Consider the following 26123-nt stretch of genomic DNA (forward strand, 5'->3'; position numbering starts at 1 on the left):
AGATTTTCAATTGTTCTATCAACATAACGACAAGAAAAGATCAGGTATAACTTGGCGGCATTCATACTATAAATTCATAGTGTTAGATGGTCAGCAGATCCCCACTAGTGCGCGAGTATATCGTGGCAAAGGTGCTCTCTTATTTTATAGAGATCAATTTACTGGAGAGTGGCGTGGAGATGGTGATATTGATGATTCATTGATTGAGCATATTAACTCTAGCAATCAACGAATAGGTTGGACTTATACAGACAAATTCTTCGACAGAACAGAAAAATATGATGCTTATGGAAAACTCATCTCGATCGAAGATCGCAGTGGGATTGTTCATAATCTGACATATAACCCAAGTGGTGGACTCGCAAGTATTGTTGATAGTTTTGGGAATAAATTACAATTTACTCATGATGCTTATGGGAATTTCTCAACCCTGATCGATCCGGCGGGCGGTGTTTATCAGTATGCTTACGAAAGCAACGGCAACCTAATTTCGGTGACTTACCCCGACGGCAAGGTTCGCAGTTATCACTACAACGAACCGGCTTACACCAGTGGCGCGAATCTTCCGAATGCGCTGACCGGCATCACCGATGAGAACGGAATGCGCTTTGCGACTTATACCTACGATGCGCAAGGCCGTGCGGTGGTAACCGAGCACGCAGGCGGAGTGGAGCGGTATGTGCTGGGTTATAGCGGCGACCACAGTCACACGCTTGTCACCGATCCCCTGGGCAGCCAATACACGCATAATTTTCAAACCATTTTGGGTGTCGCCAAAAGCACCGGCCAATCGCAACCGGCCGGTTCCGGTTGCGGCGCCGCATCGAGCCACATCAGCTACGATGTCAACGGCAATGCGATCAGCCGGGCGGACTTCAACGGCAATAAGACTTGCTATGCCTACGACCTGAGCAGAAACCTCGAAATCGCCCGAGTTGAAGGCGTGAGCAGTGCCAGCAACTGCCCGGGCGATTTATTGGGTTATACACCAGCCGCCAGCAGCAGCGAGCGCAAGATTCTCACCGAATGGCATGCCAACTACCGTCTGCCGGTCAGAATCACCGAAGCCGGGCGTGAAACCAGTTATGTGTATGACGCGCACGGCAACGTCACGCAGCAACAAATCAAAGACACCGCAACCAACGCCACGCGTACCTGGACGACGGATTATCTGTATCACGCCAGTATTCCCGGCGTCATTCTGCAAAAAACCGACGACGGTCCGCGCACCGATGTCGCCGATATCACTATTACCCAATATTACGCACCGGATGCCGCCTGCAGCGGCGGCCATTTGGGTTGCCGCGGACAAGTCGCCAGTGTCACCAACGCCTTGGGTCACGTCACGCAAATCACCCGCTATAACGCTCACGGCCAGCCCGAAGAAATCATCGATCCGAACGGCTTGACCACGGTTTTAACCTACGACGCCCGGCAGCGGTTGTTATCCCGCACGACTGGCACGGAAATCACCCAGTATCAGTATGACAACGCCGGGCAGCTTAAGAAAATCACCTTCCCGGACGGCAGTTTCTTGAGCTATACCTACGATGCTGCGCATCGCCTGACAGGCATTGCCGATAACTCGGGTAACCGCATTCAATACACGCTGGATGCGATGGGCAATCGTATCCGAGAAGAATTATTCGATGCCGGTAATAACCTGGCCAGAACCCAACAGCGCGAATACGATGCGCTGAACCGGCTGTGGAAAGATATCGGCGCGCAAAGCCAGACCACACAGTACCAATACGACGCGCAAGGCAACATCAAGCAAATCGCCAACCCGCTGCTGCACGCGGTCAATTTCCAATTCGACGCACGCAACCGGCTGAAAGAAATCACCGATCCGGCGAACGGCTTCACCCGGCAAGCATACAATGGGCTCGATCAGATCACGCAACTGACCGACCCGGGAAATATCGCCACCACTTATAGCTACAACGGTTTCGGTGATTTGCTGCAAGAAGTCTCAGCCGACCGCGGCACGACCACGTACACCTACGATTCCGCCGGTAATCTCAAAACCGTCACCGACGCGCGAGGTGTCAAGCAGTCCTATACCTGGGATGCATTGAACCGTCCGACCAAGCGCACCCACACCACGGTGGCCGGTGTACCTGCCACTATTGCGCTGACCTGGAGTTACGATACCGGTGCGAACAGTATCGGGCGGCTGACCGGCATGACCGATGAATCCGGTTCCACCGGTTTCAGCTACGATGCGCACGGCCGGTTGCTCACCAAAACGCAGACTGCCAAAATTCCGAGCGGTAGGGCCGGCAATACCATCAATTACATTCAAACATTGAGTTACCAATACGACAGCTTTGGCCGCATCGGCCAAACTACGTATCCGTCCGGCGCGCAGATCACCACCAGCTATGGCGCCGACGGCCGCCCGAACGAGATCCGCGTTAATGGCGCTGTGCTGCTCAACAACATCAGCTATCATCCGTTTGGCGAAGCCAAGAGCTGGGTATGGGGCAACGGGCAAGCCTACATACGCAGCTTTGACTTGGATGGGCGGCTCAGCACCCATCCGGTGGGCAACGACACGCGCACGCTGACTTACGATCCTGCCAGCCGCATCACGCAAACAACCGATACCAATCCGCTGCATAACCGCAGCTACGATTACGACGCGCTCGACCGCTTGATCAGCCAGTCGGACAATAACGGCTTCAAGCTGTGGGGCTACGATGCCAACAGCAACCGCACCCAAGCGCAATTCGGTGGAACCAGCTATCCGTACACCATCGCCGCCGCCAGCAACCGTCTGACGAACGTGGCCGGACCGGTTGCGAAGAACTACAGCTACAATGCCGCCGGTCATCCGCTGAGCGACGGTACTGCGACCTTTACCTGGAACGCCGCCGGTAAACTCGCGACTACGGTCAAAGGCGGCAAGACACACACTTACAAATATAACGCGCTGGATCAGCGTATCATCAAAAACGGTCCGTTGAGTCCGAGGTTTTTATTCTTCTACGATCCAAACGGACAATTGATCGGGGAATACCGGGACAATGCATCGACGGCTACACCAACCGACGATTGGCTGGTGCGGCAAGAAACCATATGGCTGAATAACATTCCGGTCGGCGTAATCACGAAACCCACCGCTACCAGTGAAATACAAGTGCACTACATCCATGCCGACCACCTCAACACCCCGCGGGTGATCGTGGATCAGACTAACACCATTATCTGGCGCTGGGAGAACACCCACGCGTTCGGCGCTAACTTCCCTGACGAAGACCCGGACAGCAATGGCCAATTATTTGAATACCACCCCCGTTTCCCCGGGCAGTATTTTGACAAGGAAACCGGCCTGCACTACAACTATTTCCGCTATTATGAACCGGAGACGGGAAGATATATTTCACCCGATCCGATCGGGTTGGCGGGCGGGATGAATGTTTGGGGGTATGTGGGGCAGAGTCCGTTGAGTTTTGTTGATTCGGATGGCCTGTTACCCGATGCAATTGTTGATCTCGGACTGATTGCATTTGATATTGCTTCCTATGCGTACAATAAAATCCGAGGTTGTGATACATCGGTGGACATTGCTTCACTAAAAGCCAATACATTGGGTTTATTTATACCTGGAGCTACTGGGTTGGGTCTTGGGATTAGAGTCCATGGCATTAGCTCAAAGACGGTAGTGGTATTAGGAAAGAATCCAGATTACATTAGGATAGCGAACGAATTGGGAGCAAGGCGTTTTAGTATTCCAGCTGATGTGTGGAATAAAATGAGTAAGGCTGAGCAGTGGGCAGCAAATAAAAAATTCTTAGATCGAGTGATAAAGCGCGGGGATGACATTGTTTTATCAAATCCGGTTAAGAATATTAATGATGTAACGGGAGCATTTCGCAGTGAGTTGGATTATCTAATGGAAAAGGGATTTAGGCTCAACAGAGATGGAACAAAGTTAGTGAAATGATATGACGGTAGATATTTTATACAAACTTATAACTCTTCCACGCGAGTTTTCTCTGCAGCAAACGGTATCGATGCATGATCTCTTGCAACGTACTGGTTATGCGAATATTTCCAAATTAATTTCTGAGCAAGATTTATATGAGGAAATACTCTCATATCCCGATGTGGTTACAGATTGGTTAGATTATTCTGAAGATAAAAGGTGCGTGGGCTGGTACTTTTGTTCTAGTGATTCAAATGAATATCTAGTTGGTTATCTGGATGATGATGAAAGGATTGAGACTAAATATACAGATAAGTTAAAGGCTTGTGCTGTATTTATTAAGCAAGAGCTGAACGAAATTCTTAAGAGCAAGTAGCAGATAAGCTTGCGCCATCCAGGATCAACGCATCATCAAAAATGGCTCGTTGAGTAATGGCTCGTTGAGTCCGAGGTTTTTGTTCTTCTACGATTCCAACAGACAATTGATCGGGGAATACCGGGATAACGCATCAACAACCACGCCAACCGATGATTGGCTGGTGCGGCAAGAAACCATATGGCTGAATAACATTCCGGTCGGCGTAATCACGAAACCCACCGCTACCAGTGAAATACAGGTGAGCTACATCCATGCCGACCATCTCAACACTCCCAGAGTGATCGTGGATCAGACCAACACCATCGTCTGGCGCTGGGACAACACCCACGCCTTTGGTGCGAACTTGCCTAACGAAGACCCGGACGGCAACGGTCAACTGTTTGAATACCACCCCCGTTTCCCCGGGCAGTATTTCGACAAGGAAACCGGCCTGCATTACAACTATTTCCGCTATTATGAACCGGAGACCGGAAGATACCTCTCACCAGACCCGATCGGGTTGGCGGCAGGGATGAATGTTTGGGGGTATGTGGGTGGGAATCCAGTTTTGAATTTTGATCTACTGGGTTTGGAACTAATTTCGTTTGAGGAAGGGCAACGGATTACTGAAGTTGCTAGAACTTGGTCAGGAGTACCTTATTATGAAAATGGTGGTGCAAGGTCAAGTCGAGATAGAGCTGATTGTTCTGGGTCTATTTGGAAAATCTATGAGGAGGCAGGTTATCCCTATGAATATTCAAATTCTAAAATGTTTCCGGATAACCCGCGTTTTAAGCCTGCCCCTAATAATAAGCCTCAGCCGGGTGACGTAGGACAATGGAATGGTCATGTATTAATTTTCGATCCTAAAGCAGATGCTAGATATGATTCCTGGTCTGCTCGCAGACCAGGGGTGCCATTTGGTGCTGCTCAGATAATTTGGTGGGAAAAATCAATGAGGCCAGTAACATGGTATCGATATGACAAACCAATCAATAATATTAAGTAGGAAGCATATAATATCCATACTTTTAGCTATTGTATGCTGTGTATCATTCAATCACAGTATCTGGGCTAAATCGCTCAATGGAGTTGAAGTTGATGCTGTAAGGATTGTTGCGGAAAAATTTTGCTACGCTGACTTCGAGGGTGATCCAGATATACGAATGGATATTGCAAAATATACAACAAGTCGACGAAAAGAAGAGAGTAGAAAAGATCCTGAATTACTTGGAAAAGTTATTGCATTTGAGGCGGATCCAATTTTTGTTGTTAAATCATTTAAAATCACAAATATTTTAGTTGAAAAAAATACCGCAGTTGTAACAGTTATTTTTGACCGGATAGCAAAAAGTATGGGTAGTGGGTTACCTGGAAGAAAAATAATTACTGATGATTTGAAACAAGATGTTGTAAAACTCCAGTTTATTCGCGATCAAGAAAAATGGTGGATTTTGGATCCTCCAATACCACGGGTATCAGTAAAAGCGCTGCATCAGTTTTATAAAGATAGAATTGATAGCATGGCTGACTGGATTTTTACAAAGCGAGCCTCTGAGTCCCAAAAAAATAATTATGAAGAAATGAATAAAACTTTAGAGATATTGAAGTCATTAATGTAAGTAAGTAGTCCAGATAAGCTAGTGTCTTCTAGGGCTAACAATGCCAAGTGATGCAAAACCTCTTTTAGCCCATGAGAGTTCCAAAAAAGCCATTTGCTTTATTCGCAGTAAGTATGTTTATTGGTTTAAGCACCATCTTGGTTGAAAGATTTTTTTGGCATATCGGCTATTCAAATTATTTGCTGCTGCTGAGCATTCTTGTTTTGCCGCATATCGTCGTCAGCACCATGATAATCAAAGAAAATCCAGATAGATTTCTATTGCGGCTGGGTGCTGTAGTTATATTGATCATTGGTCAACGGTGGCTCATCGAGCTGAGTACGATGCTGATAATTTGGCATTTTCGCGGATTTGCACCATAGTAATTAGTCTGAATAAGCTTGCGCCATCCAGGGGCGTTGCATCATCAAGAATTTGCGGTTGAACATGCGGTTTTTTCTTGCATGATTGCCACGCTCAACTCTTCAAATACCATCCTCGCTTCCCCATCCAGTATTCAGCAGGGCTGACTCAGTAGATATATTCCCGCAGAATGGATATAATCCGCTGAATAAATAGCCTTTAAAAAGAAGCATAAGAACATCAATCCATTCTCTCTTCACAATTGCCTGCGTTGTTAAATCACGAACCACCGTATGTTTCCTTTCCTATTTTGCTTTTGAGCGCGAACCCGGTGAAATGATGCTGCAAAGACAAGTCATGTGTCCGGCAAGTTGTTTTGATGGGCCTTTTCATTTAAAAATTTATTAATTCTGGAGGAAAAATGAGTCACACGCTTTATGAAACAAAGATTCAGCGAGTACAGCGCTGCGAACTGGCGGTTCCAGGTTCCAGTCCCGGCATGTTTGAAAAAGCGCTGAATAGCGGTGTCGATTTCGTTTTTCTCGATCTGGAAGACGCCGTTGCGCCGGACGATAAAATCCAGGCGCGTAAAAATGTCATCCAAGCGCTCAACGATCTGGATTGGAGAGGCCACGGCATTACCGTTTCGGTGCGCATCAACGGCCTGGATACGCAATACATGGTGCGCGACGTGGTCGATCTGGTCGAACAAGCCGGAAGCAAAATCGATACCTTGCTGATCCCGAAAGCCGGTGTGTATGCGGATGTCTACATGGTACAAGCGATGGTTACCCAGCTTGAAATGCAGCAAGGATTGAAAAACCGCATCGGTCTGGAAGCCTTGATCGAAACCGCGCTTGGCATGGCCAATGTGGAAGACATCGCGCGCAACGGCGCGATGGGACGACTGGAAGCGCTGCATTTCGGCGTGGCCGACTATGCCGCCAGCAATCGCGCCAGAACCACCAATATCGGCGGCTTGAACCCGGATTATCCCGGCGATCAATGGCATTTCGCCATCAGCCGCATGATCGTGGCTTGCCGCGCGTACGGTTTACGTCCGATCGACGGGCCGTTCGGCGACATTAAGGATCCCGACGGTTACGTGCTGGCGGCCAAGCGTGCCGCAGCATTGGGTTGCGAAGGCAAATGGGCGATCCATCCAACGCAGATTCCATTGGCGAACGACGTGTTTACGCCGCCGGAGCGCGAAATCGAAAAAGCCAAGCGCATTCTGGCCGCGCTCAAGGAAGCCGCCGCGCAAGGCAAAGGCGCCGCCGCGCTCGATGGCCGCTTGATCGATGCCGCTTCGGAAAGAATGGCCAATAACGTGGTGAAAATCGCCGATGCGATAGCCGCTAAAAACGGTTAACGATTAATGACTAAAGGCCGCGTTGAGCGGCCTTTATCTTTATGACGCAGTAAATGTAATGATTAAATTAACGCAGTAATTGCGATTATTGGGGAAATTGAATTGAATATTCACGAATATCAAGCGAAGGAAATTTTGGCGGAGTACGGCGTCAAGATCGCGGAAGGCGGTTTGGCCTATAGCGTGGTGGAGGCCGTGCAGCGCGCCAGGGAGATAGAGGGCGACGTATGGGTTGTCAAAGCGCAGATCCATTCCGGCGCGCGCGGTAAAGCGGGCGGTATCAAAGTCTGCAAAACCCACGCGGAAGTCGAACAAGCCGCCGAGAGCTTGCTCGGCAAAAAACTGGTGACGCATCAAACCGGCCCGGCGGGCAAAGTCTGTTCCCGGCTTTATATCGAGGCAGGCACCAACATTGCCAAGGAAATGTATCTGTCATTCATGATCGACCGCGTCAGCGAGCGCGTCATCATGATCGGCTCGGCGCAAGGCGGCATGGAAATCGAAAAACTGGCCGTGACCAATCCCGAAGCGATCATCAAAATCTACGTCGAACCGGCGGTCGGATTGCAGGATTTTCAGGCGCGCAAGATGGCGTTTGCCTTGGGTATCGACCCGGCGCAACTGAATCACGCGGTGAAAACCATCAAAGGCTGTTACCGCGCGTTGCGCGATCTCGATGCCAACATTCTGGAAATCAACCCGCTGGTGATTACCGCGAATAACGATATCATCGCGCTGGATGCGAAAATGGTGTTCGACGAGAACGCGCTGTTCCGCCGTCACCGCATCGCCGAATTGCGCGACAACACGCAAGTCGATCACCGTGAAGTTGCCGCAGCGGAAGCCGGATTAAGCTACGTCGGTCTGGATGGCGACATCGGTTGCATGATCAATGGCGCAGGCCTGGCGATGGCGACGATGGACATGATCAAACTGGCTGGTGGCGAACCCGCTAACTTCCTCGATGTCGGCGGCGGCGCATCCGCCGAGCGCACCGAAAAAGCGTTCCGCCTGGTACTTGCCGATTCCGGCGTCAAAGCGATGCTGGTGAATATCTTCGCCGGGATCAACCGTTGCGACTGGATCGCCGAAGGCGTGGTGCAAGCGGTCAAAAACATCGATATGAAAGTGCCGCTGGTGGTTCGCTTGTCGGGCACCAACGTGGAAGAAGGCCGCCGCATCATTGCGAACAGCGGCCTGCCGATCATCACCGCCGAAACGTTAGCGGAAGCCGCGGAAAAAGTTGTCCGCGCCCGCAACGAAGTCGTCGCAAAAGCCTAGGAGTCCAAAGTGGCGATATTAATTGACGAAAAAACACGCATTATTGTTCAAGGATTTACCGGCAGAATCGGTACTTTTCACGCGCAGGAAATGATCGACTACGGCTCCAACGTGGTCGGCGGTGTCACGCCGGGTAAAGGCGGACAAACGCATCTCGGCTTGCCGGTATTCAACACGGTTAAGGAAGCGGTCGAGCAAGCCGGCGCGGAAGCCAGCATCGTGTTTGTGCCGCCCGCATTTGCTGCGGATTCGATCATGGAAGCCGCCGATGCCAGCATCAAATACTGTGTCTCGATCACCGACGGTATCCCGACGCAAGACATGATGACGGTGAAGAATTTCCTGCGCCGTTTTCCGAAAGAAGAGCGCATGCTGCTGACTGGTCCGAACTGCGCCGGAACCATCAGCCCGGGCCGCGCCATGCTCGGCATTATGCCGGGTCACATCTACATCCGCGGCAATATCGGCGTGGTTGGCCGCTCCGGTACATTGGGTTATGAAGCCGCCGACCAGATGCGCGCCCTCGGCATCGGCATTTCCACCTCAGTCGGCATCGGCGGCGACCCGATCCCCGGCAGCTCGCATCGCGACATTCTGGAACGGCTCGAACAAGACCCGGAAACCAAAGTAGCGCTCATGATCGGCGAAATCGGCGGCCCGCAAGAAGTCGAGGCCGGTAAATTCGCCAAGGAAAACATGAGCAAACCGCTAGTGGCTTACATCGCCGGACTCACCGCCCCCGAAGGCCGCCGCATGGGTCACGCCGGCGCGATCATCTCCTCCGCCGGAGAAAGCGCCGCCGAAAAGGTCGCGATGCTGAAAGAACTCGGCGTTACTATTTGCCCAACCCCGTCGCTGATGGGACAAACGGTCGCGGAAGTGTTGGCGAAGTTGTAATCGCGGTTGTTATTAAAATTTAAAAACCCGACAGCGTAAGTTGTCGGGTTTTTTGTTTTGCACGGCATCCATCGCAAAGCTCATCGACAGATTAAATCTACTGACTATTAACGATTTATTTTCTACAATCGCAATATCAAGTTAATATGATGAAGATTATTTGTGTTATTTAGCTACGTATGGTTGAGTTCTTTACGTCATGATGTGCAACTATCCTTCACATTTTTATAGATATAGAAGCTTAAGTGGTGAAGCTGCTGTGTATGTAGAGAAAATTATCTGTCACAGTGAACTCTATTTTTCCAAACCCTCAACTTTTAATGATCCATTTGATTGTCGCCCAAGTTTTCTGTTTGAAGCTTCGGATAAAGAAAAAGAGCAGTACTGCGATAATTTGCATCAGAAATACAGTCCGGATCTCAATTGTGAGCAGCGACACCAAAGTGTAGTATCAATGCTCAAAGATTGGGAAAGCGGTCCAGAAGTATACAAACGGGTTCAACAGCTGCATACAAAACGAATTACTGAGGAAATAGGGGTTCTGTGTTTTTCGAGCGTAAAAGATGATATTTTGATGTGGTCACACTATGCAGATTCTCATCGTGGAATATGTCTGGAATTCGATAGTTCTTCTGAGTTTTTCAAAAATGCTTGTCAGGTCAAATACCTTTCAGAACGCCCCAGGATCAATCCGTTTCGTCAAAATGAAGGCGAAATGATGGAAGCCGCACTGCTTTCCAAGGCGGATCATTGGATGTATGAGCAAGAATGGCGACTTATTCACTATACGAAAGGAGCGGGTGTTTATAAATTTCCACCAGAGGCATTAAAGGGTGTAATCCTTGGTGCACAAATCTCACTATCGGACAAAGAGACAGTGCTTGGATGGATTAAAAACCGAACTTATCCGATCAAGCTATATTATTCATCTCCGTGCAATATAAACTTTTCACTTAATATCGAAGAGGTAAAAATTGACAGCAAGGTAAGTCAGCGAGGTAGGTTGGGCTGCCGAAGAAAGCCCAACATCAACTAGCGGTAACAAAGGTATCGCTTCATGGAAAACAATGAATGTTGGGCTTCCTTTGTCAGCCCAACCTTGTATCTTTCTTTTCGTAGTGGTTAGCTACCACTACCCGAGTTGGAGGCAGCTTGTGTCCACCCTTAAGGCAAGACCTTGTTCTGTAGATCAAGCCTTCCTTCTCATCTTCCACGCCAGCACAGACACTGAACGGTAGCCAAGGGATAAACCCTGCATGCACAAGGCAAGTGGGCGAGGTTGGTAAATATTGTAACAGGAGAACATCATGTTTTATCTCGGTATGGATATTGCCAAGGCAAAATTGGATTGTTGCCTTTTACTTAACGAAGCAGGTGATAAACGTAAATCCAAGGTCATTCCCAATACTAAAGCAGGCGTGAGCGCATTGTTGGAGTGGACGGCCAAACAAGGTGTGTCGGCTGCGCAACTGCACGTGGTAATGGATGCCACTGGCGTATATCACGAGCAAGCTGCTTTGGCTTTAGTAGATGCTGGGGTAATGGTTTCGATCATCAATCCGGCACAAGTTAAAGATTTTGGTCGAGGCTTGGGGATACGCACTAAGACGGATGGTGTGGATAGTGTTGTACTGGCGAAATATGGAGCGCTGCTCAAGCCTGCGGCATGGCAGCCGCCATCGGTGGAAGTCCGTGCATTACAAGCACTACTAGCCCGGCGTAATGCGGTGGCGGATGATTTGCGCCGAGAATTGAACCGGCAAGAAAAGAGCGAAGCTATCGAGACGCCTGAACTGATTGTCCAGTCTATCGCTCAATCTATCGCCTTTCTTGAAGCAGAATTGAAACGGCTGCAACAAGCGATAGACGATCACATCGACAGGCATCCCGGTCTGAAGCGGGATATGGTTCTGCTGACCAGTATTCCGGCAGTAGGTGAGCGAGTGGGAAATAACCTCCTGGCGATCATGCACGGCAACCGTTTCGAATCTGCCGAACAAGTGGCAGCTTATTTGGGTTTAGTGCCCGTAAAACGGCAGTCTGGAAGCACGGTGCTGGGCCGGGCCCGATTGTCAAAGGCGGGCCCGGCGCGAGTACGCGCCGTGCTATACATGGCGGCAGTGATCGCCACACAATACAATCCGCACGTCAAGGCACTTTATGAACGGTTACTCGCCAGAGGCAAATCCAAAATGTCCGCTATCGGAGCTGCTATGCGTAAGCTGGTGCACTTGTGCTTCGGCGTTATAAAATCACAACAACCTTATCACCCAAATTATCCAAAAATTGCTTGACTTGAAAGACGGTATCTACAATTAGGGCTGGTAGGATGTGCCGACTGTAAGGAGGCGCATCAATCAAAAAACGTTTTAAAACAGGAAAACAAACGAAATGACAGAATACCGGCGTGCGTATATTCCTGGAGGTTCCTGGTTTTTTACGGTCAATCTTGCCGAACGCAAGACCAGCCGCTTATTGGTCGAGCAAATCGATTTGCTGCGTAGCGCATTTGAATATACCAAGCAACGCCACCCTTTTCGCATGGATGCCGTCGTTATTTTGCCGGATCACTTACACTGTATCTGGACGTTGCCGCAGGCCGATGCGGATTTTTCAACCCGGTGGAAACCAGGCATGGGATCAGATACGGAATCGCGAACTCAGCAAACCAGTTGTAACATGTAACCTGATCGGTTACATTAAGATTATGATCAAAAGTTTCCGCCATTCTGGATTGGAGCATTATTTTCTGAAAGGAATAAGATCGGGCATTCTGGTCGCGCATGAGCGCCGGATTCAATTGATTTTGTCGCGGCTGCATGCATCCACTTCTCCTCAGGATATGGATTTGCCGGGATTGCGATTGCACAAATTGACAGGAAAAAGGAAGGAAACCTGGTCGGTCAGTGTCAGCGGAAATTGGAGAATTACATTCGAGTTCGACGGAAAAGACGCAATAGCTGTTAACTATGAAGATTATCATTGAGTGAAATTATGAAAATGCACAATCCACCCCATCCTGGGGAAGTTATCAAAGAATTATGTCTGGAACCGCTTGGACTTTCCGTAACCGATGCGGCGAAAGCCTTGGGTGTCAGCCGCAAAACCTTATCGGCTTTATTAAATGGCCGATCCGGTATCAGTCCTGAAATGGCATTGCGATTGGCAAAGGCGTTCGATACTTCAGCGGAAAGCTGGCTCAATCAGCAAATGCAATATGATTTGTGGGCTGCCGAACAGAATCTGGGTGAGTTGAAAGTAGAGAAGCTTGTTCACGTTGTGTAGCCCGGTAGGATGTGCCGACCGCAAGGAGGCGCATCAATCACTGAACCTGTCCGGGTAGTTATGAATACACAAAAGCCTAAGGAGAAGTACTTTGCCTGAGATAAGCCGATTCCTGGGAATTATCATCGCGATGTATTACAACGATCACGCACCGCCGCATTTTCATGCCAAATATGGTGATCATGTTGCGGCGATCGCGATTGATAGCGGTGAAATCGTCGAAGGCCGTTTGCCGCCACGGGTTTTGGGTTTGGTACAAGAGTGGCGCGAATATCATAGGACAGAACTTACAGAAGATTGGAATCTCGCGCGAGCAAGAAAAGCATTGAAACCAATTGAACCGTTGGAGTGATCATCATGCTACCAAAATTACGAGAAGCAAAATATCAGCGCGACTACCGCATCTGGCTCAAATTTGCTGATGGCGTTGAAGGTGAAGTCGATTTGGAAAGCGAATTGTGGGGGGAAATGTTCGAGCCATTGAAGGATAAGTTGCGATTCGCGGATTTTGTATTGCATAACGAACTCGAAACGCTCGTTTGGTCCAACGGAGCCGATTTTGCACCGGAGTTTCTTTATCAAAAACTGTGCCCTGATTATAGGCTTAAGCCTCAATTGGAGATCGGCGTTTCAAGGTAGCATGGCAACGCGCAATTGTTATTGCGCCGAATTATAATAAGGCATGAAATGGCAAGCGGCCTGATTATCGGGCAATGATATGGATTTTTCGGTTTCTACCTTTTGCTTGGTTGCCCTATCCATGGGATTTGCCAACGTTTGCGGCACGCTGTATTTCATTAACCTCAGTAATAAAAACCCGCATGCTGCGGCGTTTTGGTCGGCGGTGCTGATACTTGCCAATGCATTTACCATTACCAGTTATGTCGAAAACCATGCGTACGTTGCAGCCGCGTTCATCGGCACTTATCTGGGCGCCTACGGGACGCTGAAGTGGCAACAGAAGCGGGAAAACAGTTGAGTCAGTTGATCGGCCGGCTGCATCCGGCCTATCTGTCGCCCGGGAACGCCGGATTTCGTTTTTATCCGCCGCTATGTTAACCTTCCGTACTTTTTGAACCATGAATAATATGCAGCAAAACAATCATTCCACGCCTTCCAGACGCATTCCTTCGATCGCTTATTTTCTGTTTCTGACCCGCTGGCTGCAACTGCCCTTGTATTTTGGGCTGGTATTGGCGCAGTGTGTATATGTGTTTCACTTCTGGGTTGAGCTGTCGGATTTGATCGGCGCGGTGCTGGGCAATCAAAGCGCATTGCAGCATATTCTCGATACGGTGACGATTAAAGGCGCAGACAGGCCCGAGAAGCTGACCGAAACCGCCATTATGCTGGTGGTGCTCGGGTTGATCGATGTGGTGATGATTTCGAATCTGCTGATTATGGTGATCATCGGCGGGTATGAAACCTTTGTTTCACGCATGAACCTGGAAGGTCATCCGGATCAGCCGGAATGGTTGTCACACGTCAATGCGTCGGTATTGAAAGTAAAACTGGCGACCGCGATCATCGGTATTTCGTCGATTCATTTGCTGAAAACATTTATTAATGCGGCCGCTTACGATGAAAAAACATTAATCGCGCAAACCGGCATTCATCTTGCATTTCTACTTTCCGCGATTGCGATTGCTTATTGCGACCGCCTTATTTCGCAGGTCGACCGGCATCCGGAGGCGTGACAGGGGCACCATGCGCCTAGTTGCGGCGTTGTCTCGAAGCCGTCTAAAACGAACTGCTTGATGCGAAATCAGAACGGCAGCACAAAATCCAGCGAAAACAAAATCTGGTCTTTGTGGCCGGCGAAAGGCCGGTAGGCTTCAGCGCGGTAAGCATCGACCCGGTCGTAGCGGATATTGGGGCGGACGCGTAATTTCTGCAACAGCGGGGCTTTAAGTCCTAGCGATTTAGCGGCTTTCCAATTTAAACCGACAGTGAAATCATAATAGTCGGCGGGGGTGATGGTGACTCTGCTCAGATTGCCAGCGTAACTTACCGCGGTGCCGTTGACCATGTTGGTGGCGGCGGCAATCCGGAACGGCGACGGATTGCGGAAGCCGTCTTGATCGCGATACCATTCGGCGCGCGCACCGATTGCCAGATTGTCGGTGATATCGTAGTACAAGTGCGCAATGGCGCTCATCCATTCGGCATCCTGAACCACATTGGTGTATTTAAGGTTGTTCAGCAGTATCCCGCTTGCTTCGCCATAAACATGGTGTAATACCAGTAAGGTTTTCGGAGTGATTTTGTGCTGCAGCACGACGTTGTAGAACGCCCAGATTTCATCGCTGCGGCTGGATACCTGCCCGTAGGTTCCGGAAAAATGAAACGTGGTGGTTCTGCTGTCGCTTTTCCAAGTAAAACCGGCGAGTCCGGACCAGTTCCCCAATTGCTTGTCCCAGCCGCCATCCCAGCCGCCGTTGGCGCTGCCGGTGAGCGGTCCGCCCAGAATTTCCCAGTTTTTATTGATGGTGTAATTAGCCAGCATGCCGGTGTGCGTGAAAGGTTCGCCGACGTTCAAGGTGTAGGCGCGGGTATAGAAGAAATTATCCGGCGCGGGAACGGTTTCAAAGCCTGTCGGGGTGTAGAAATGCCCAAGCTTGACATTCAGTCCGTTACCGACCGGCACGTAGGTCTCTAAATATGCTTGCGGTAGTGCAATACCGTAGGTTTTCGAGGAGTTGCAGCACAAATCCAAATCCCAGTTGCTTCTTTTCATCGGTTCGCCGGTATTGACATCAAAGGCCGGCACGCCAAAGGCTTGCGTGAAAATGGCATCGGTTCCGAACATGAAGTCGAAGCGTCCGCCGAAATCCCATGTTTTTCCTTCGGATACGACCGAGCGGCGTAAAAACAGGTTGAATTGGTTCAATTGAAAGCGGTTCGCCTGATCGGCAAAAATCACCGGGCCGTTGTATCCGCCCGATTGGCTTGGATTGAAGGTTGCGCCGCCATTAACCCAGCCGCCCAATTCCAGACGGCTTTGCTTGATAAAATTTTGTAACGGATCGGCGGCTTGGGTAGTTCCTGGAAAAAAAACATAAAGTAAGGCACTGCTTGCGACAGCAGCCAGCAGTTTAGGGAAGCGCTGATTAATTGACTGCACGAGCGAATTGCTTCGTTGCGCGGTACTCATTCCCTCGCCTATCAGATTGATAGCTCTCGGTTGTTGCGTTCCGTGCGCCTCGCCCTTCATCACGTTCGTTGAATTAATCAGCGCTTCCCTGGCAGACCGTTGAAAAGCCATCTGCGTTGCCGCTACGGTGCTAAAAACAGGTTCAAAATGCTCATTTATTACGCATAAACTGCGATTTTTCGGGTGCTTTCGCCTTATATCGGCTGCCTCAAAAACGTTTTTCAACGGCCTGTTAAACGTTCGCATCATTTCTTGATAAATATTGTCAGGTTCCGGCATACGCAAAAATTCCATTCCCCCGCTTCCGGCTTTATTCAAACCGGAACAGCAAGGGGAATGGAATTTCCTAAAGGTTGCGCTTAGCTACGCTATATCGTCACATCATAATCGATAGGCTATTTTATCCGTTAATTAATTCAAATTGTCGGAATCTGATTTCAGTTTTACTTTAACTTCGCGCGCAGCCGCCGGATCGGTTGTTTCAGATGGCTGAGCGAGCTCGCGTTTTAATAATTCCGCTGCGACTTTGCGATGGAATTCCGCTTTTCTCAGCGCATCTTGCGCTTCTTGCTCATAATGACGAAGATTCGCGGTTGCATGCGAATGGAAATCCTGTCCGCGTCTGCCATAATATTCGCTGTGTCCTTCGTAGTCTTTGAGCAACGCTTTATTCTGTGTCGCTTTGCTATCCATTTCTTTAGCCACGTTATCGTAGTACGAAGCCAAGCTATTATGCTCTTGATGGGTTTTCGCATTTTTGGCGGCAACATCTTGCGGATTGACCGGGCCGACTTGCGCGCAACCGATCAATACCAAAAGGATGGGTACAATAGCGAGGTAGATAGATAGTTTTCTGTTCATGATGGATGACTCCAAATTGATCATGGTGTGCATCATAACGAAGCGGGTGAAGGATTAATATTGGGGAAACTCTGGTTTTTTTCTAAGGGAAACCCTTAACCCTTGAATTGTTAGGGAAATACCGGTCAATTGCCTGCATAAGCGATCCGTTGCGCTGAGCGGTCGTCTTGCCCGGCAAATTAATCAGTATTTCCCTTAGCGTTGCTTCGAAGTTGATCGAAGCCATCGATGGTTTTCAGAAACTGTTCGATATCGAGAGGCTTGGTCAGATAAGCGGAAAAACCCGCTTTCAGGCCGGTTTCGACATCATCCGGCATGGCTCTGGCGGTCACCGCGATAACCGGCGTGGCGGCGCATGCCGGCAGTTGCCGGATGCGATTCAATACTTCGAAGCCGCTCATGCCGGGCAAATTGATATCCAGCAATATCAGATCCGGGTGGTGCTGCCGGATCAGTTCCAGCCCGTCATCCGGCGTGAGTGCGGTCAGCAGCCGGGTTTGCGGGCGATGGATCATGATCTGCTTGATCAATTCGACATTAGCTGCATTGTCTTCCACGTAAACGATCACTTGTTTGTTGCGCGGCGACGGCAATGGCGCCGCTGGGGGCAAACCGGCCGACGCTGCGGCGTGACTGGGCAGAGAATCAACCGGCAGCTCAAACCAGAAGGTACTGCCTTGATCCGGTTTGCTGTCGACGCCGATCCGGCCATGCATGGATTCCACCAGCTGACGCGTCAAGTAAAGCCCGATACCGGTGCCGTCGATTCCCGAATAAGCGGCATCGAGACGGTTGAACGGTTGAAAAAGCTCGGCCAGTTTATCCGCGGCGATCCCCTTGCCGGTGTCGGTGATGCGTATTTGGACGAAACCGGGGCGGTCTGAATTGCTGCAGCCGATATGCGCTTTACCGCCCGCGCGGTTGTATTTGATGGCGTTGGACAGTAGATTAACCAACACTTGCTTGAGGCGGATGCGGTCTGCGCGCAACACGGTGCCAGCGCAATCCGCATGCGTTATCACAATCGCTTGCTTGGCGGCTTGCAGTCCGGTGAGCGCCATGCATTCTTCCAGCAGCGGCGCCAGCGCAACCGCCTCCAGTTTCAAGTCGATCCGCCCCGATTCGATTTTGGCCAGATCGAGCACATCGTCGATCAACGCCAGCAAATGAACGCCGGCATTTTTGATTTCCTTGATATATTTCAAATGCAATGCATCGAGCTTTTCCATTTCCAGTAACTGGCTGAAACCCAGAATGGCATTCATCGGGGTGCGCAGTTCATGACTCATGCGCGAAAGAAATTCGGATTTGGCTTTATTGGCGCGCTCGGCTTCTTGCCGCGCGGTAATCAGCGCGTGTTCGGTGGTCTTACGTTCCGTGATGTCTTCGACGATACCCTCAATAACGATATCGCCCTCCTCGTCGGTTGCAGGATGGCAGGATGCGAGAATCGTTCGTTCAAGGCCATTGGGGTGGATGAATGTCATTTCAAACTGGAAGAAATCAATTTTTCCCGCAATCATGTCACTTACCACGCCATAGGCTTGCTCGCGCGAATCGGGCAGCCAGTTGATCAGATTGTCCCAGGACTTGCCAATCACTTCGGTGTTATTCAATCCGAAGATTTTTTCCATGCCGCCGGTTACATAAGTCAACACGCCGGTATGCGCTTTGTGGCTGTAAATGACGAATTTGTCGCCAATATCCTCGACCAGTTGCTGATATTTTTTCTTGCTTTCAAGTACAGCGCGTTCGGCTTGTGTGCTGATCGTAATGTCTTCGACGATCGACCAGATGAGTTTGCGCCCGGAAGCATCGTAGATAACGACGCCGTTGAGTTTTACCGGATAGCGGCTGCCATCCTTGCGGATATATTCCTTTTTGTAATCGCCGAAATACCCTTTCAAATCCAAGGCGCTCAGTTGCGCTTTTTCATCCGGAAGATACGCATCGGGTGTTATATCCCAATAAGTCATTTTCAACAATTCCGCTCGGGTATAGCCGGTCGGCGCCAGCAAGGCGTCATTGACCTCGAGAAATTTCCCGCTGCGGTAGTCGTTGAGGGCAATCCCGACCGGCGACATCTCGAACAGCGCATTCAGGCGGGCTTCGCTTGCCAGCCGCTTTTGGTGAAATTTACCGATGACGATCAAGGGCAGCAGGAACAGCACGCCGGTCACAGCCAATCCTAAGCGGAAGAAAAGTTGTTCACCGTTTGCAGCAGACCATCCGCCTTTCGGAATCGCCGCCATTTGCCACGAACCCGTTGGCAAGGTGATATCCAGCAATAGCGGCTGCTGCTCGAAAATTTGCGCGGTGCCGAAAAACACCGCGCCGTTCTTGCCCAATCCGTCCTTACCGCGTATGGCGATATCGAATTCCCGGGTGAAATCCGGCAAACCGCTGGCTTGATACAGCCGGTCAATGTCGATGACTGCGGAAATTACGCCCCAGAATGCCGGGTTGCCGGTTTCAGGGTCATCCGTAAATACCGGGATGCGCGCGATCAAACCGAGTCCTCCTTGTACCAGGTCAAGCGGGCCGGCCAGCACCAGGCCGCCGCTGCGGCGCGCCTGTAACACCGCATCGAGTTGCTCCGGATGTTTCCGGAAATCAAGACCGATCGCCGCTTCATTGCCCTGGATCGGATACATATAACGAATAACGAGATCAGGTGCGGCGCCGATATTGCGCAGTTGCGATTGTTCGTTAAACAGATGCCGCGCCAGGCCGGCAAATTTTTCCTGTGATAGATCCGGCTCCACGGAAATGGAAGCGACCAATCCCTGGACTAACTGCGCATTGCTGGTGATTTTTCCTTCGAGATTGGCGCGCAACAGGCTCAACCGGGATAGCATCGAACTGTGCAACTCACGCTGGCTATAGCGGGAATGCAAACGGTCGGCATAGATTCCCGTCGCGACCAGGAAAATACTGATCAGCAGCAGCGAGAAAAAGACATCGTGTCTTTTGAGTAGAGAAACAAGGTTTTTCATCGGATAATGGTTATGCGCATCAGGCCGTCAACGGGGTTTCATCGATCAGATTCAAGATGCCTTGCAATGCGATGATAACCGCCTGGCCGCGGATGGCTTCGCGATTTCCGTTGAAATAATGTGTTTCCTGCCGCGCCAGGCCGTTTCTGTGCGCCCAGCCGAAGCATACCATCCCGACCGGTTTTCCGGCCGTGCCGCCATCCGGCCCGGCAATGCCGGTGATGGCTACGCTGATGTGGGCGCGGCTCCGGTTAAGCGCACCCGCTGCCATTTCCGTTGCGGTTTGCGGCGAAACCGCGCCATATCGATCCAGCGTACTTTGTTGCACGCCGAGCATTTCGTGTTTCGAAGCGTTGCTGTAGGTGATGAAGCCGCGTTCATACCAAGCCGAACTGCCGGGGATCGCGGTGATTGCCTGTCCGGTCCAGCCGCCGGTGCAAGACTCGGCCGTTACCAGCATCCAGCCATGAGCGGCGAGGTTTTGTCCGGTTTTAACCGCCAAATCGTAAATGGTTTGATTAGGGCCAGAAATTTTGTGACTCCAAGTAAAATGCCCCGAATGCGTTTGCATTAAATTGCTTGCAATCAAGGCAAAAGAATTATAGGGGAATCGCATCGTTTTGACGCGGTCATTTTTTTGCTGATTGTCGCGCTCGAGTACAGTACTATTACCAGGAGCAATACACGGGCGGTTTCAATTAATCCATTATTTTCGTCATAAGAGAGGTTTGGCATGCGAACATTGTCATTGGCGGCACTGATTACAGTTATTTCATTACCGGCGTTGGCGAGTGATGTCGGAGTGACTATCAGCATCGGTCAACCCGGGTTTTATGGTCAAATCACGCTCGGCGGTCATTATCCGGTACCGCGGTTGATTTATCCGAATCCTGTAGTGGCGATACCGCCTGCGGGCGTTTTACAACAGCAGCCGGTTTATTTGTATGTGCCGCCGGGTCATGCCAAGCGCTGGAACAAATATTGTCATCGCTATAATGCTTGTTATCAGCCGGTCTATTTTGTGCAGCAAAATTGGTACAACGATGTTTACTTACCGCATTATCAAAGCCAGCATGCGCATCCGCGAGGACAGACGATCGATTCGCACCGTCATTATGACGAGCGTGATTCCGATCGCTACCGTGAACGTTACAACGAATCACACCGGCATCCGCAGAACGGCGGTAGAGGCGATGACGATGGTCATCCGGGACGCGGAAAAGATAAAAATCGCGACAAGGACAGCCATGGCAAGAAAGATCACGACCGCGGCCACCGGAAGGATTGATGCGATCAGGTGTGGTGTGAATCAATCAACGATGAATTTTGATTGGTTAGTCAAATGACGATTCATAAACGCGCCCAATGTTTTTTTCCATACCGGTTGCATGAAAATAAAGCCGGTGTTGTGACTGCCTTCCAGCTCCAGGAACTGCTTGGGTTCTTGAGCGGCTTGAAACAGCCGCTGGCCATGATGAAACGGCACGATATCATCTTGCGGGCTATGCGCGATAAAAACCGGGCAATGGACTGCTTGCAAGGCTTGTAACGTATTGTATTCAAAATGGCTGATCCAGCGCACCGGTAAAAAAGGATAAAATTCCGCCGCCAGTTCCGGGATGGAAGTAAATGCCGAAGCCAGCACCAGCAACCCCGGCTTTTCCTTGACCGCCAGCCAGGCGGCTACCGCGCCGCCGAGCGATTCACCGAATAAAACGATGTGTTCCGGCGCAATGCCTTTGGTTTCAGTCAAATACCGCCAGGCCGCTTGCGCGTCCAGATAGGTGCCGGATTCCGACGGTTTGCCGCTGCTTTGACCGTAGCCGCGATAATCGAGTAATAAGGTGTTGTAGCCGAGCTTGCTAAACATCGTCAGGTAGTTGATACGATGAGAAATATTGCCGGCGTTGCCGTGGAACAGCAGCACCGTTCCTTTGGAGTCAGCCACCGGTACCCACCAGCCATGCAAGGTTTCGCCATCGCTGGTTGGGATGCTGATCGAAGTGTATTCCAATCCGAATACGCCGGGCGTATTGCTGAGCTGTTTGTCCGGAAAGTAGACCAGATAAGACTGCACCCAATACACCAGTAGTACCAGGAATAAATAAGCGGCCAGCAGGATAATCAGAAAATTGCTGAGCATGCGCATGGCATCAGGGATCAACCGGTTGTTTCAGATCGATTGCGATATCCGCGCCCAAGCGGCCGGTAGTGAAAGCCGAATCGCTGAATCGGGGAAAACCGAAGCGCTGCACGGGATTGTTCGATAAACCGAACGGCTCGAGCGGGAGCTGATTCCATTGTTTTCTTAATTTACGGTTGCCGTCGATATCCTGGTAGGCCGCCACGGCGTAGGTACCGGATTGGATCAGGTTCATGCAGACTTTTTGTTGTCCTTTGATGGCCGGGGTGCGGACTTTCCGTGATCGTCCTTTTTTAAACAAAAAATAATCCGGGTCGTGGTACAACTCGACATTGAGCACGCCGCCCGATTTCACGCCGTTCACGGTTACACGGATTTGCGGAATATCGGGGTTACAAGCATCCGGTTGCTCATGCGGTTTGATGGCGACAGGTTCGGCGGCATGGGAATGCGCCGGAAAAACTATAAATAGGCTAATGGATAAGATCCAAGATAGCGGTTTCCAAAAGAATCGATAGTTCATAATTCACTGACAAATATTCATTCAATAGCGAGTGACTGGAAAACACAGCTTCACTTCAATATAAACTCGACCCGGCTACCCGGATGCTGTTCGCTGCCGGTATCCTCGTGGCTGCCGACGACAAAAATCCGGTCGCCGCTGACCCCGCCGTTCTCAATGAGCCAGTCCCTTGCAGCGATGGCGCGATTTTCCGCCAAAACTTGCAGATCGTTGTCATGGATGGTGATATGCGCCAGCATCAATTGTTCCATTTCAGCACTGGGCAGGGATTTTGCCAGACCGATGGCGTTTTTGGGTTTCTCGAAGTCTTCTTTTTTGTAAGCGATTTCAAGGTACTTATTATAGTCTTCCGGTGTTAGTGCCAGTTGCGCGATGGTGCCGCCGGCAATGCCCTTCTTGGCATCGTCCGCCAATTTATGCGCTTTAATGGTGTTCTGCAGAATGGCTTGTTTTAGTCCTTCATGATCGTTTACCGGATCGAAATGGCCGGAAATTTCCAGTTGCAGCGATGGCCGGTCTTTTAACACGTCAGACAGGGCTTGCAGCCGTTGCATGGATGCTTCATCAATGGTGGCGAAACCAGGTGTGAACGGGATTTCCGAAAGCTCTTCGCCACCTCCCATGACCGAACCGAGCAGCGAGAACGGCGAAGTGATCGCTTTGGTAATCAGATTGATCAATGCCTGAAAAATAATGTCCCCGAGATTGAAATCGGGGTCATTGATCGATCCTTTGAGCGGCAGGTGAATGTCGATCTCACCGCGGCGGTTTTTCAATAGTGCGATTGCCAGGCTGATCGGAAGCGATCCGCCGGCTTCGTTGTCGATTTTTTCGCCGAGGGTGAATTGATCCAGAAAGATTTTGTTATCGGCGGTCAACGCACCGTTCTCGACCTGGTAATTTACGTCCGCGGACAGTTTGCCTTTTTCGATCGCATAACCGATATACTTTGCCGAATAGGGACTCAACGGCGGCAGATCGATGTCCTTCACTTGCGCAACGATATCCAGCAGCAGTTCGGCGCTGAACGGATCAATCGCGCCGCTGATTTGCAATGGCGCGGTTTTACTGACCATGCCGCGAATATCGATTTTGCCGGATTTGCCCGGATATAGCGGGCCGATTTGGCCAGCAAGCGCGGTCAGGTTGGCATGGTAATTCGGTTTGATGAAGCGATCGTTAAATTTGATACTGCCATTTTGCAGAAAAATTTTATCGATATGAATCGGTGCTTCATTTTTGGCGCTGGCTGGTGGAGTGCTTGCGGCAGTAGCGCCCGCCACGTTGCCCGGCGCTTTCTGTTCCTGGCGGAAAATTTGTTTCAGGTTGAGGGTGCCGTCCGGCAGGATGGTCATGCGCGCATAGAAATCACCCAGATGAATAGCGCCGATATTGACGCGAAGGGGATCGCTGACAAAATCGAGCTGGGCGATATCCAGTTTTTTCCAATGCAGCAGATCGTGTGCTTTTTGGCTATCAATCAGATTGAAATTGGCCAGTTTGCTTTGACCCTTGATCTCAATTTTCAACGGATTTCCACCGGCTTTAACATTTCCGCTAAAGGAAACATCCCCGCTCGTTAATAATGCGGTCAATTGATCGCCTAGCCAGCCTTGCAAGGACACAATATCCACGGAATTGAGATCGAGCGACAAATCGGCGGCCAGCGGCGACCATGCGAGAGAACCGTTGGCTTTAATGCTGCCATGCTGATTGACTTGTCCTTGCAAAGCGAGATTGAGCGGATTTGCACCTTCCGGGTCGATGTTTTCGAGGCTTACGTTCAACGAATCGATAATCATCGGTGTGACTTTGGCCAGTGAAAGATCTTCGAAGCGGAGTGCGGCGTTGTTAAGCTGAATGCTTTTAATCTGCGGTGTCCAAGGTTTGTTGCTCGATGTTGCCTGAGCACTGGCAGTGGCTGGTGCAGCAGGCTGATTCTTGGCGGTTATCGCGCTGCTTGAGCCAGGGGAAGGCTTGCGTAATGGTATCGGGATGCGTGATGGTGATGCTGCTGCAACGGTAACTTTGGCTTCTGGTCCGGTTCCGGTATCGGGGCTGAATAGCTTGGCAATATCGATCGCGCCTTGCGCATCGCGCCGGAATGAAGCTTTGAAGTCATCCAGCACAATGTCGCCCAATGTAATACGTTGTTTATTTGCATGGATGCCGAGGTTATTGATGCTTAACTTGCCCAGCGCCAGTGCCGGTTCATTGTCGCCTTGACGGGTCAAGGCGATTTGATGGCTGTTTAACCGGACGCGGAATGGTGTTGCTCCCGTAAGATCGGTTTTTGCGAAAGCGATTTCGAGTTTCTGCATTCCGGCTTGATACGGGGTTGCCACCGCGTTATTACTGAAAGTGAGTTGCCGTAGTGTGGTGGTGCCGTTGAGCAGATACTTTGGCGCTTGATCGGGTTGTTGATTGATATTGAAGGTCAACGCGCCGTCATAGTAGCCGGTCAGCAGTTGTACGCCTTGCGGCAGCGATAAGTAAGGCTTGAAATGCGCGATGTCGATCGCATTGAATTTTAAATCCAGTGTTACTTCTTGTTTTGCGGTAAAGGGTTGTAATTTACCGGTCAGTGAAACCGGTGCGGCATTGATCTTGGCATTGAATTGCGGCTCTATCCAGCCGGTTTCGGCGCCATTCAAGCGAGCGACGGCAGGGATATTCAAGTTTATTTCCGAAACGACATGTTCGCTGTTTTTGCTGCGATCGATCAACTCGATGCGCCCATCGTGAATGCTGATGTTGCTGACAGAAAATTGATTGGCTTGTTCGCTGGTTTCGGTAGTTTCATCGCCGGTTTTGGTAAATTTTTCCAGCAAATCGGTAATATTGAATTGCCCATTGGCTTCGCGGATTAAGCGTATTTGCGGATTTGTGAGTGTTATTGCAGAAACAACAGGAGCGCGGTACTTAAGCGATTCAATGCTCAAGTCAACATGCAGTTTCCGGAATGATAGCAGCGGAGCGGGTGTTTCCGGAGAAGACGCGCGGTCGTTGATTTGGAAATCGTGAATAATCAACTCGAGCGTATGCAGCTTGAGTTCCAGTGCGGCGATGCTAACCGGCCGCTGGAGCATCTCGGTCAAGCGTGTTTCCAGTTGCGATTTGGTAAAACCGGGTAACCAGAACACGCCGAGCGCGGCCAGCAGCGCAATCAGCGCGCTGACGATGCCAAGACCGATGGCGAGGCGGCGAAGCCGTTTATGTTGAAGCTGCTGTCCGCTTGAAGTCATCATGGAACTCCCTCAATTTCTGCGGCGGGTTGATCAATTTGGATGCCGGTGTAATCAGCAAGCGATGGTGAATGCTCCGTTACTGTGCAGCGATCAGGTTAGTGACAATGGGG

General features: G+C 50.4%; 25 protein-coding genes. 17 read left to right on the plus strand and 8 right to left on the minus strand.

The features are described from left to right. Nucleotides 1–199 precede the first annotated feature (199 nt). The 4 genes from RBH92_RS00285 to RBH92_RS00300 all read left to right on the plus strand — a co-directional run bounded on the left by RBH92_RS00285 (nt 200) and on the right by RBH92_RS00300 (nt 5911). Entirely contained in the window at nt 200–3949 is a 3750-nt protein-coding gene (locus tag RBH92_RS00285; RefSeq protein ID WP_307932758.1) for an RHS repeat domain-containing protein, read from the plus strand. A gap of 1 nt (nt 3950) precedes the next feature. After that, on the plus strand, nt 3951–4307 hold the full coding sequence (locus RBH92_RS00290) for a hypothetical protein (RefSeq protein WP_307932759.1): 357 nt from the start codon (nt 3951–3953) through the stop codon (nt 4305–4307). Nucleotides 4308–4386: 79 nt separating this feature from the next. Next, nucleotides 4387–5298 carry an RHS repeat-associated core domain-containing protein gene (locus tag RBH92_RS00295; RefSeq protein WP_307932760.1) on the plus strand — a complete coding sequence of 304 codons (912 nt, stop codon included), beginning with the start codon at nt 4387–4389 and terminating at the stop codon, nt 5296–5298. Next, nucleotides 5270–5911 (plus strand): hypothetical protein, encoded by a 642-nt coding sequence (locus RBH92_RS00300; RefSeq protein WP_307932761.1) that lies wholly within the window; start codon nt 5270–5272, stop codon nt 5909–5911. The genes RBH92_RS00295 and RBH92_RS00300 overlap by 29 nt, the downstream gene beginning before the upstream one ends. A gap of 464 nt (nt 5912–6375) precedes the next feature. Here RBH92_RS00300 and RBH92_RS00305 read toward each other — a convergent pair whose 3' ends face one another. Beyond that, a complete protein-coding gene (locus RBH92_RS00305; protein ID WP_307932762.1) occupies nt 6376–6543 on the minus strand; it encodes a hypothetical protein in 168 nt (55 codons plus the stop codon). A gap of 131 nt (nt 6544–6674) precedes the next feature. Here RBH92_RS00305 and RBH92_RS00310 point away from each other — a divergent pair, with 131 nt between their 5' ends. The 12 genes from RBH92_RS00310 (at nt 6675) to RBH92_RS00365 (ending at nt 14785) form a co-directional block, all read left to right on the plus strand. After that, nucleotides 6675–7625: an HpcH/HpaI aldolase/citrate lyase family protein gene (locus RBH92_RS00310; RefSeq protein WP_307932763.1), complete on the plus strand. Its 951-nt coding sequence runs from the start codon at nt 6675–6677 to the stop codon at nt 7623–7625. Between the two features lie 102 nt (nt 7626–7727). Then, nucleotides 7728–8906 (plus strand): malate--CoA ligase subunit beta, encoded by a 1179-nt coding sequence (locus RBH92_RS00315; RefSeq protein ID WP_307932764.1) that lies wholly within the window; start codon nt 7728–7730, stop codon nt 8904–8906. A gap of 9 nt (nt 8907–8915) precedes the next feature. Next, nucleotides 8916–9803, plus strand: a complete 888-nt coding sequence (gene sucD / locus RBH92_RS00320; RefSeq protein ID WP_307932765.1) for a succinate--CoA ligase subunit alpha — start codon at nt 8916–8918, stop codon at nt 9801–9803. Between the two features lie 199 nt (nt 9804–10002). Next, nucleotides 10003–10839: a DUF2971 domain-containing protein gene (locus RBH92_RS00325; RefSeq protein WP_307932766.1), complete on the plus strand. Its 837-nt coding sequence runs from the start codon at nt 10003–10005 to the stop codon at nt 10837–10839. A 271-nt stretch (nt 10840–11110) separates the two neighbouring features. Continuing rightward, complete coding sequence (locus RBH92_RS00330; protein ID WP_307932767.1) at nt 11111–12097, plus strand: IS110 family RNA-guided transposase; 987 nt, start codon at nt 11111–11113, stop codon at nt 12095–12097. 97 nt (nt 12098–12194) lie between these two features. Next, nucleotides 12195–12488 carry an REP-associated tyrosine transposase gene (locus RBH92_RS00335; RefSeq protein ID WP_307932768.1) on the plus strand — a complete coding sequence of 98 codons (294 nt, stop codon included), beginning with the start codon at nt 12195–12197 and terminating at the stop codon, nt 12486–12488. 22 nt (nt 12489–12510) lie between these two features. After that, complete coding sequence (locus RBH92_RS00340) at nt 12511–12789, plus strand: type II toxin-antitoxin system RelE/ParE family toxin (RefSeq protein ID WP_307932769.1); 279 nt, start codon at nt 12511–12513, stop codon at nt 12787–12789. An 8-nt stretch (nt 12790–12797) separates the two neighbouring features. Beyond that, a complete protein-coding gene (locus tag RBH92_RS00345) occupies nt 12798–13088 on the plus strand; it encodes a HigA family addiction module antitoxin (RefSeq protein ID WP_374049941.1) in 291 nt (96 codons plus the stop codon). 91 nt (nt 13089–13179) lie between these two features. Beyond that, a complete protein-coding gene (locus tag RBH92_RS00350) occupies nt 13180–13440 on the plus strand; it encodes a DUF4160 domain-containing protein (RefSeq protein ID WP_307932770.1) in 261 nt (86 codons plus the stop codon). Between the two features lie 5 nt (nt 13441–13445). Beyond that, a complete protein-coding gene (locus tag RBH92_RS00355; protein WP_307932771.1) occupies nt 13446–13727 on the plus strand; it encodes a DUF2442 domain-containing protein in 282 nt (93 codons plus the stop codon). Between the two features lie 79 nt (nt 13728–13806). Beyond that, a complete protein-coding gene (locus tag RBH92_RS00360; protein WP_307932772.1) occupies nt 13807–14067 on the plus strand; it encodes a hypothetical protein in 261 nt (86 codons plus the stop codon). 109 nt (nt 14068–14176) lie between these two features. Then, on the plus strand, nt 14177–14785 hold the full coding sequence (locus tag RBH92_RS00365) for a TIGR00645 family protein (RefSeq protein WP_307932773.1): 609 nt from the start codon (nt 14177–14179) through the stop codon (nt 14783–14785). Between the two features lie 68 nt (nt 14786–14853). Here RBH92_RS00365 and RBH92_RS00370 read toward each other — a convergent pair whose 3' ends face one another. The 4 genes from RBH92_RS00370 to RBH92_RS00385 all read right to left on the minus strand — a co-directional run bounded on the left by RBH92_RS00370 (nt 14854) and on the right by RBH92_RS00385 (nt 20670). Beyond that, nucleotides 14854–16353 (minus strand): porin, encoded by a 1500-nt coding sequence (locus RBH92_RS00370; protein ID WP_307932774.1) that lies wholly within the window; start codon nt 16351–16353, stop codon nt 14854–14856. Nucleotides 16354–16653: 300 nt separating this feature from the next. Next, complete coding sequence (locus RBH92_RS00375; protein WP_307932775.1) at nt 16654–17103, minus strand: hypothetical protein; 450 nt, start codon at nt 17101–17103, stop codon at nt 16654–16656. Nucleotides 17104–17282: 179 nt separating this feature from the next. Beyond that, entirely contained in the window at nt 17283–20099 is a 2817-nt protein-coding gene (locus tag RBH92_RS00380; protein ID WP_307932776.1) for a PAS domain S-box protein, read from the minus strand. Between the two features lie 19 nt (nt 20100–20118). Next, complete coding sequence (locus RBH92_RS00385; protein ID WP_307932777.1) at nt 20119–20670, minus strand: CinA family protein; 552 nt, start codon at nt 20668–20670, stop codon at nt 20119–20121. A gap of 162 nt (nt 20671–20832) precedes the next feature. Here RBH92_RS00385 and RBH92_RS00390 point away from each other — a divergent pair, with 162 nt between their 5' ends. Continuing rightward, a complete protein-coding gene (locus tag RBH92_RS00390; RefSeq protein WP_307932778.1) occupies nt 20833–21387 on the plus strand; it encodes a hypothetical protein in 555 nt (184 codons plus the stop codon). A 21-nt stretch (nt 21388–21408) separates the two neighbouring features. Here RBH92_RS00390 and RBH92_RS00395 read toward each other — a convergent pair whose 3' ends face one another. Genes RBH92_RS00395 through RBH92_RS00405 form a run of 3 tightly spaced genes read right to left on the minus strand, consistent with a single transcriptional unit; the run spans nt 21409 to nt 26013 of the window. Next, nucleotides 21409–22248, minus strand: coding sequence for an alpha/beta hydrolase (locus RBH92_RS00395; RefSeq protein WP_307932779.1), 840 nt, complete (start codon nt 22246–22248; stop codon nt 21409–21411). A 4-nt stretch (nt 22249–22252) separates the two neighbouring features. Next, complete coding sequence (locus tag RBH92_RS00400) at nt 22253–22765, minus strand: DUF2141 domain-containing protein (protein WP_307932780.1); 513 nt, start codon at nt 22763–22765, stop codon at nt 22253–22255. A 50-nt stretch (nt 22766–22815) separates the two neighbouring features. Then, nucleotides 22816–26013, minus strand: coding sequence for a DUF748 domain-containing protein (locus tag RBH92_RS00405; RefSeq protein WP_307932781.1), 3198 nt, complete (start codon nt 26011–26013; stop codon nt 22816–22818). Between the last annotated feature and the right edge of the window lie 110 nt (nt 26014–26123).

The organism is Nitrosomonas sp. sh817 (assembly GCF_030908545.1).
In the GTDB taxonomy this organism is placed as follows: domain Bacteria; phylum Pseudomonadota; class Gammaproteobacteria; order Burkholderiales; family Nitrosomonadaceae; genus Nitrosomonas.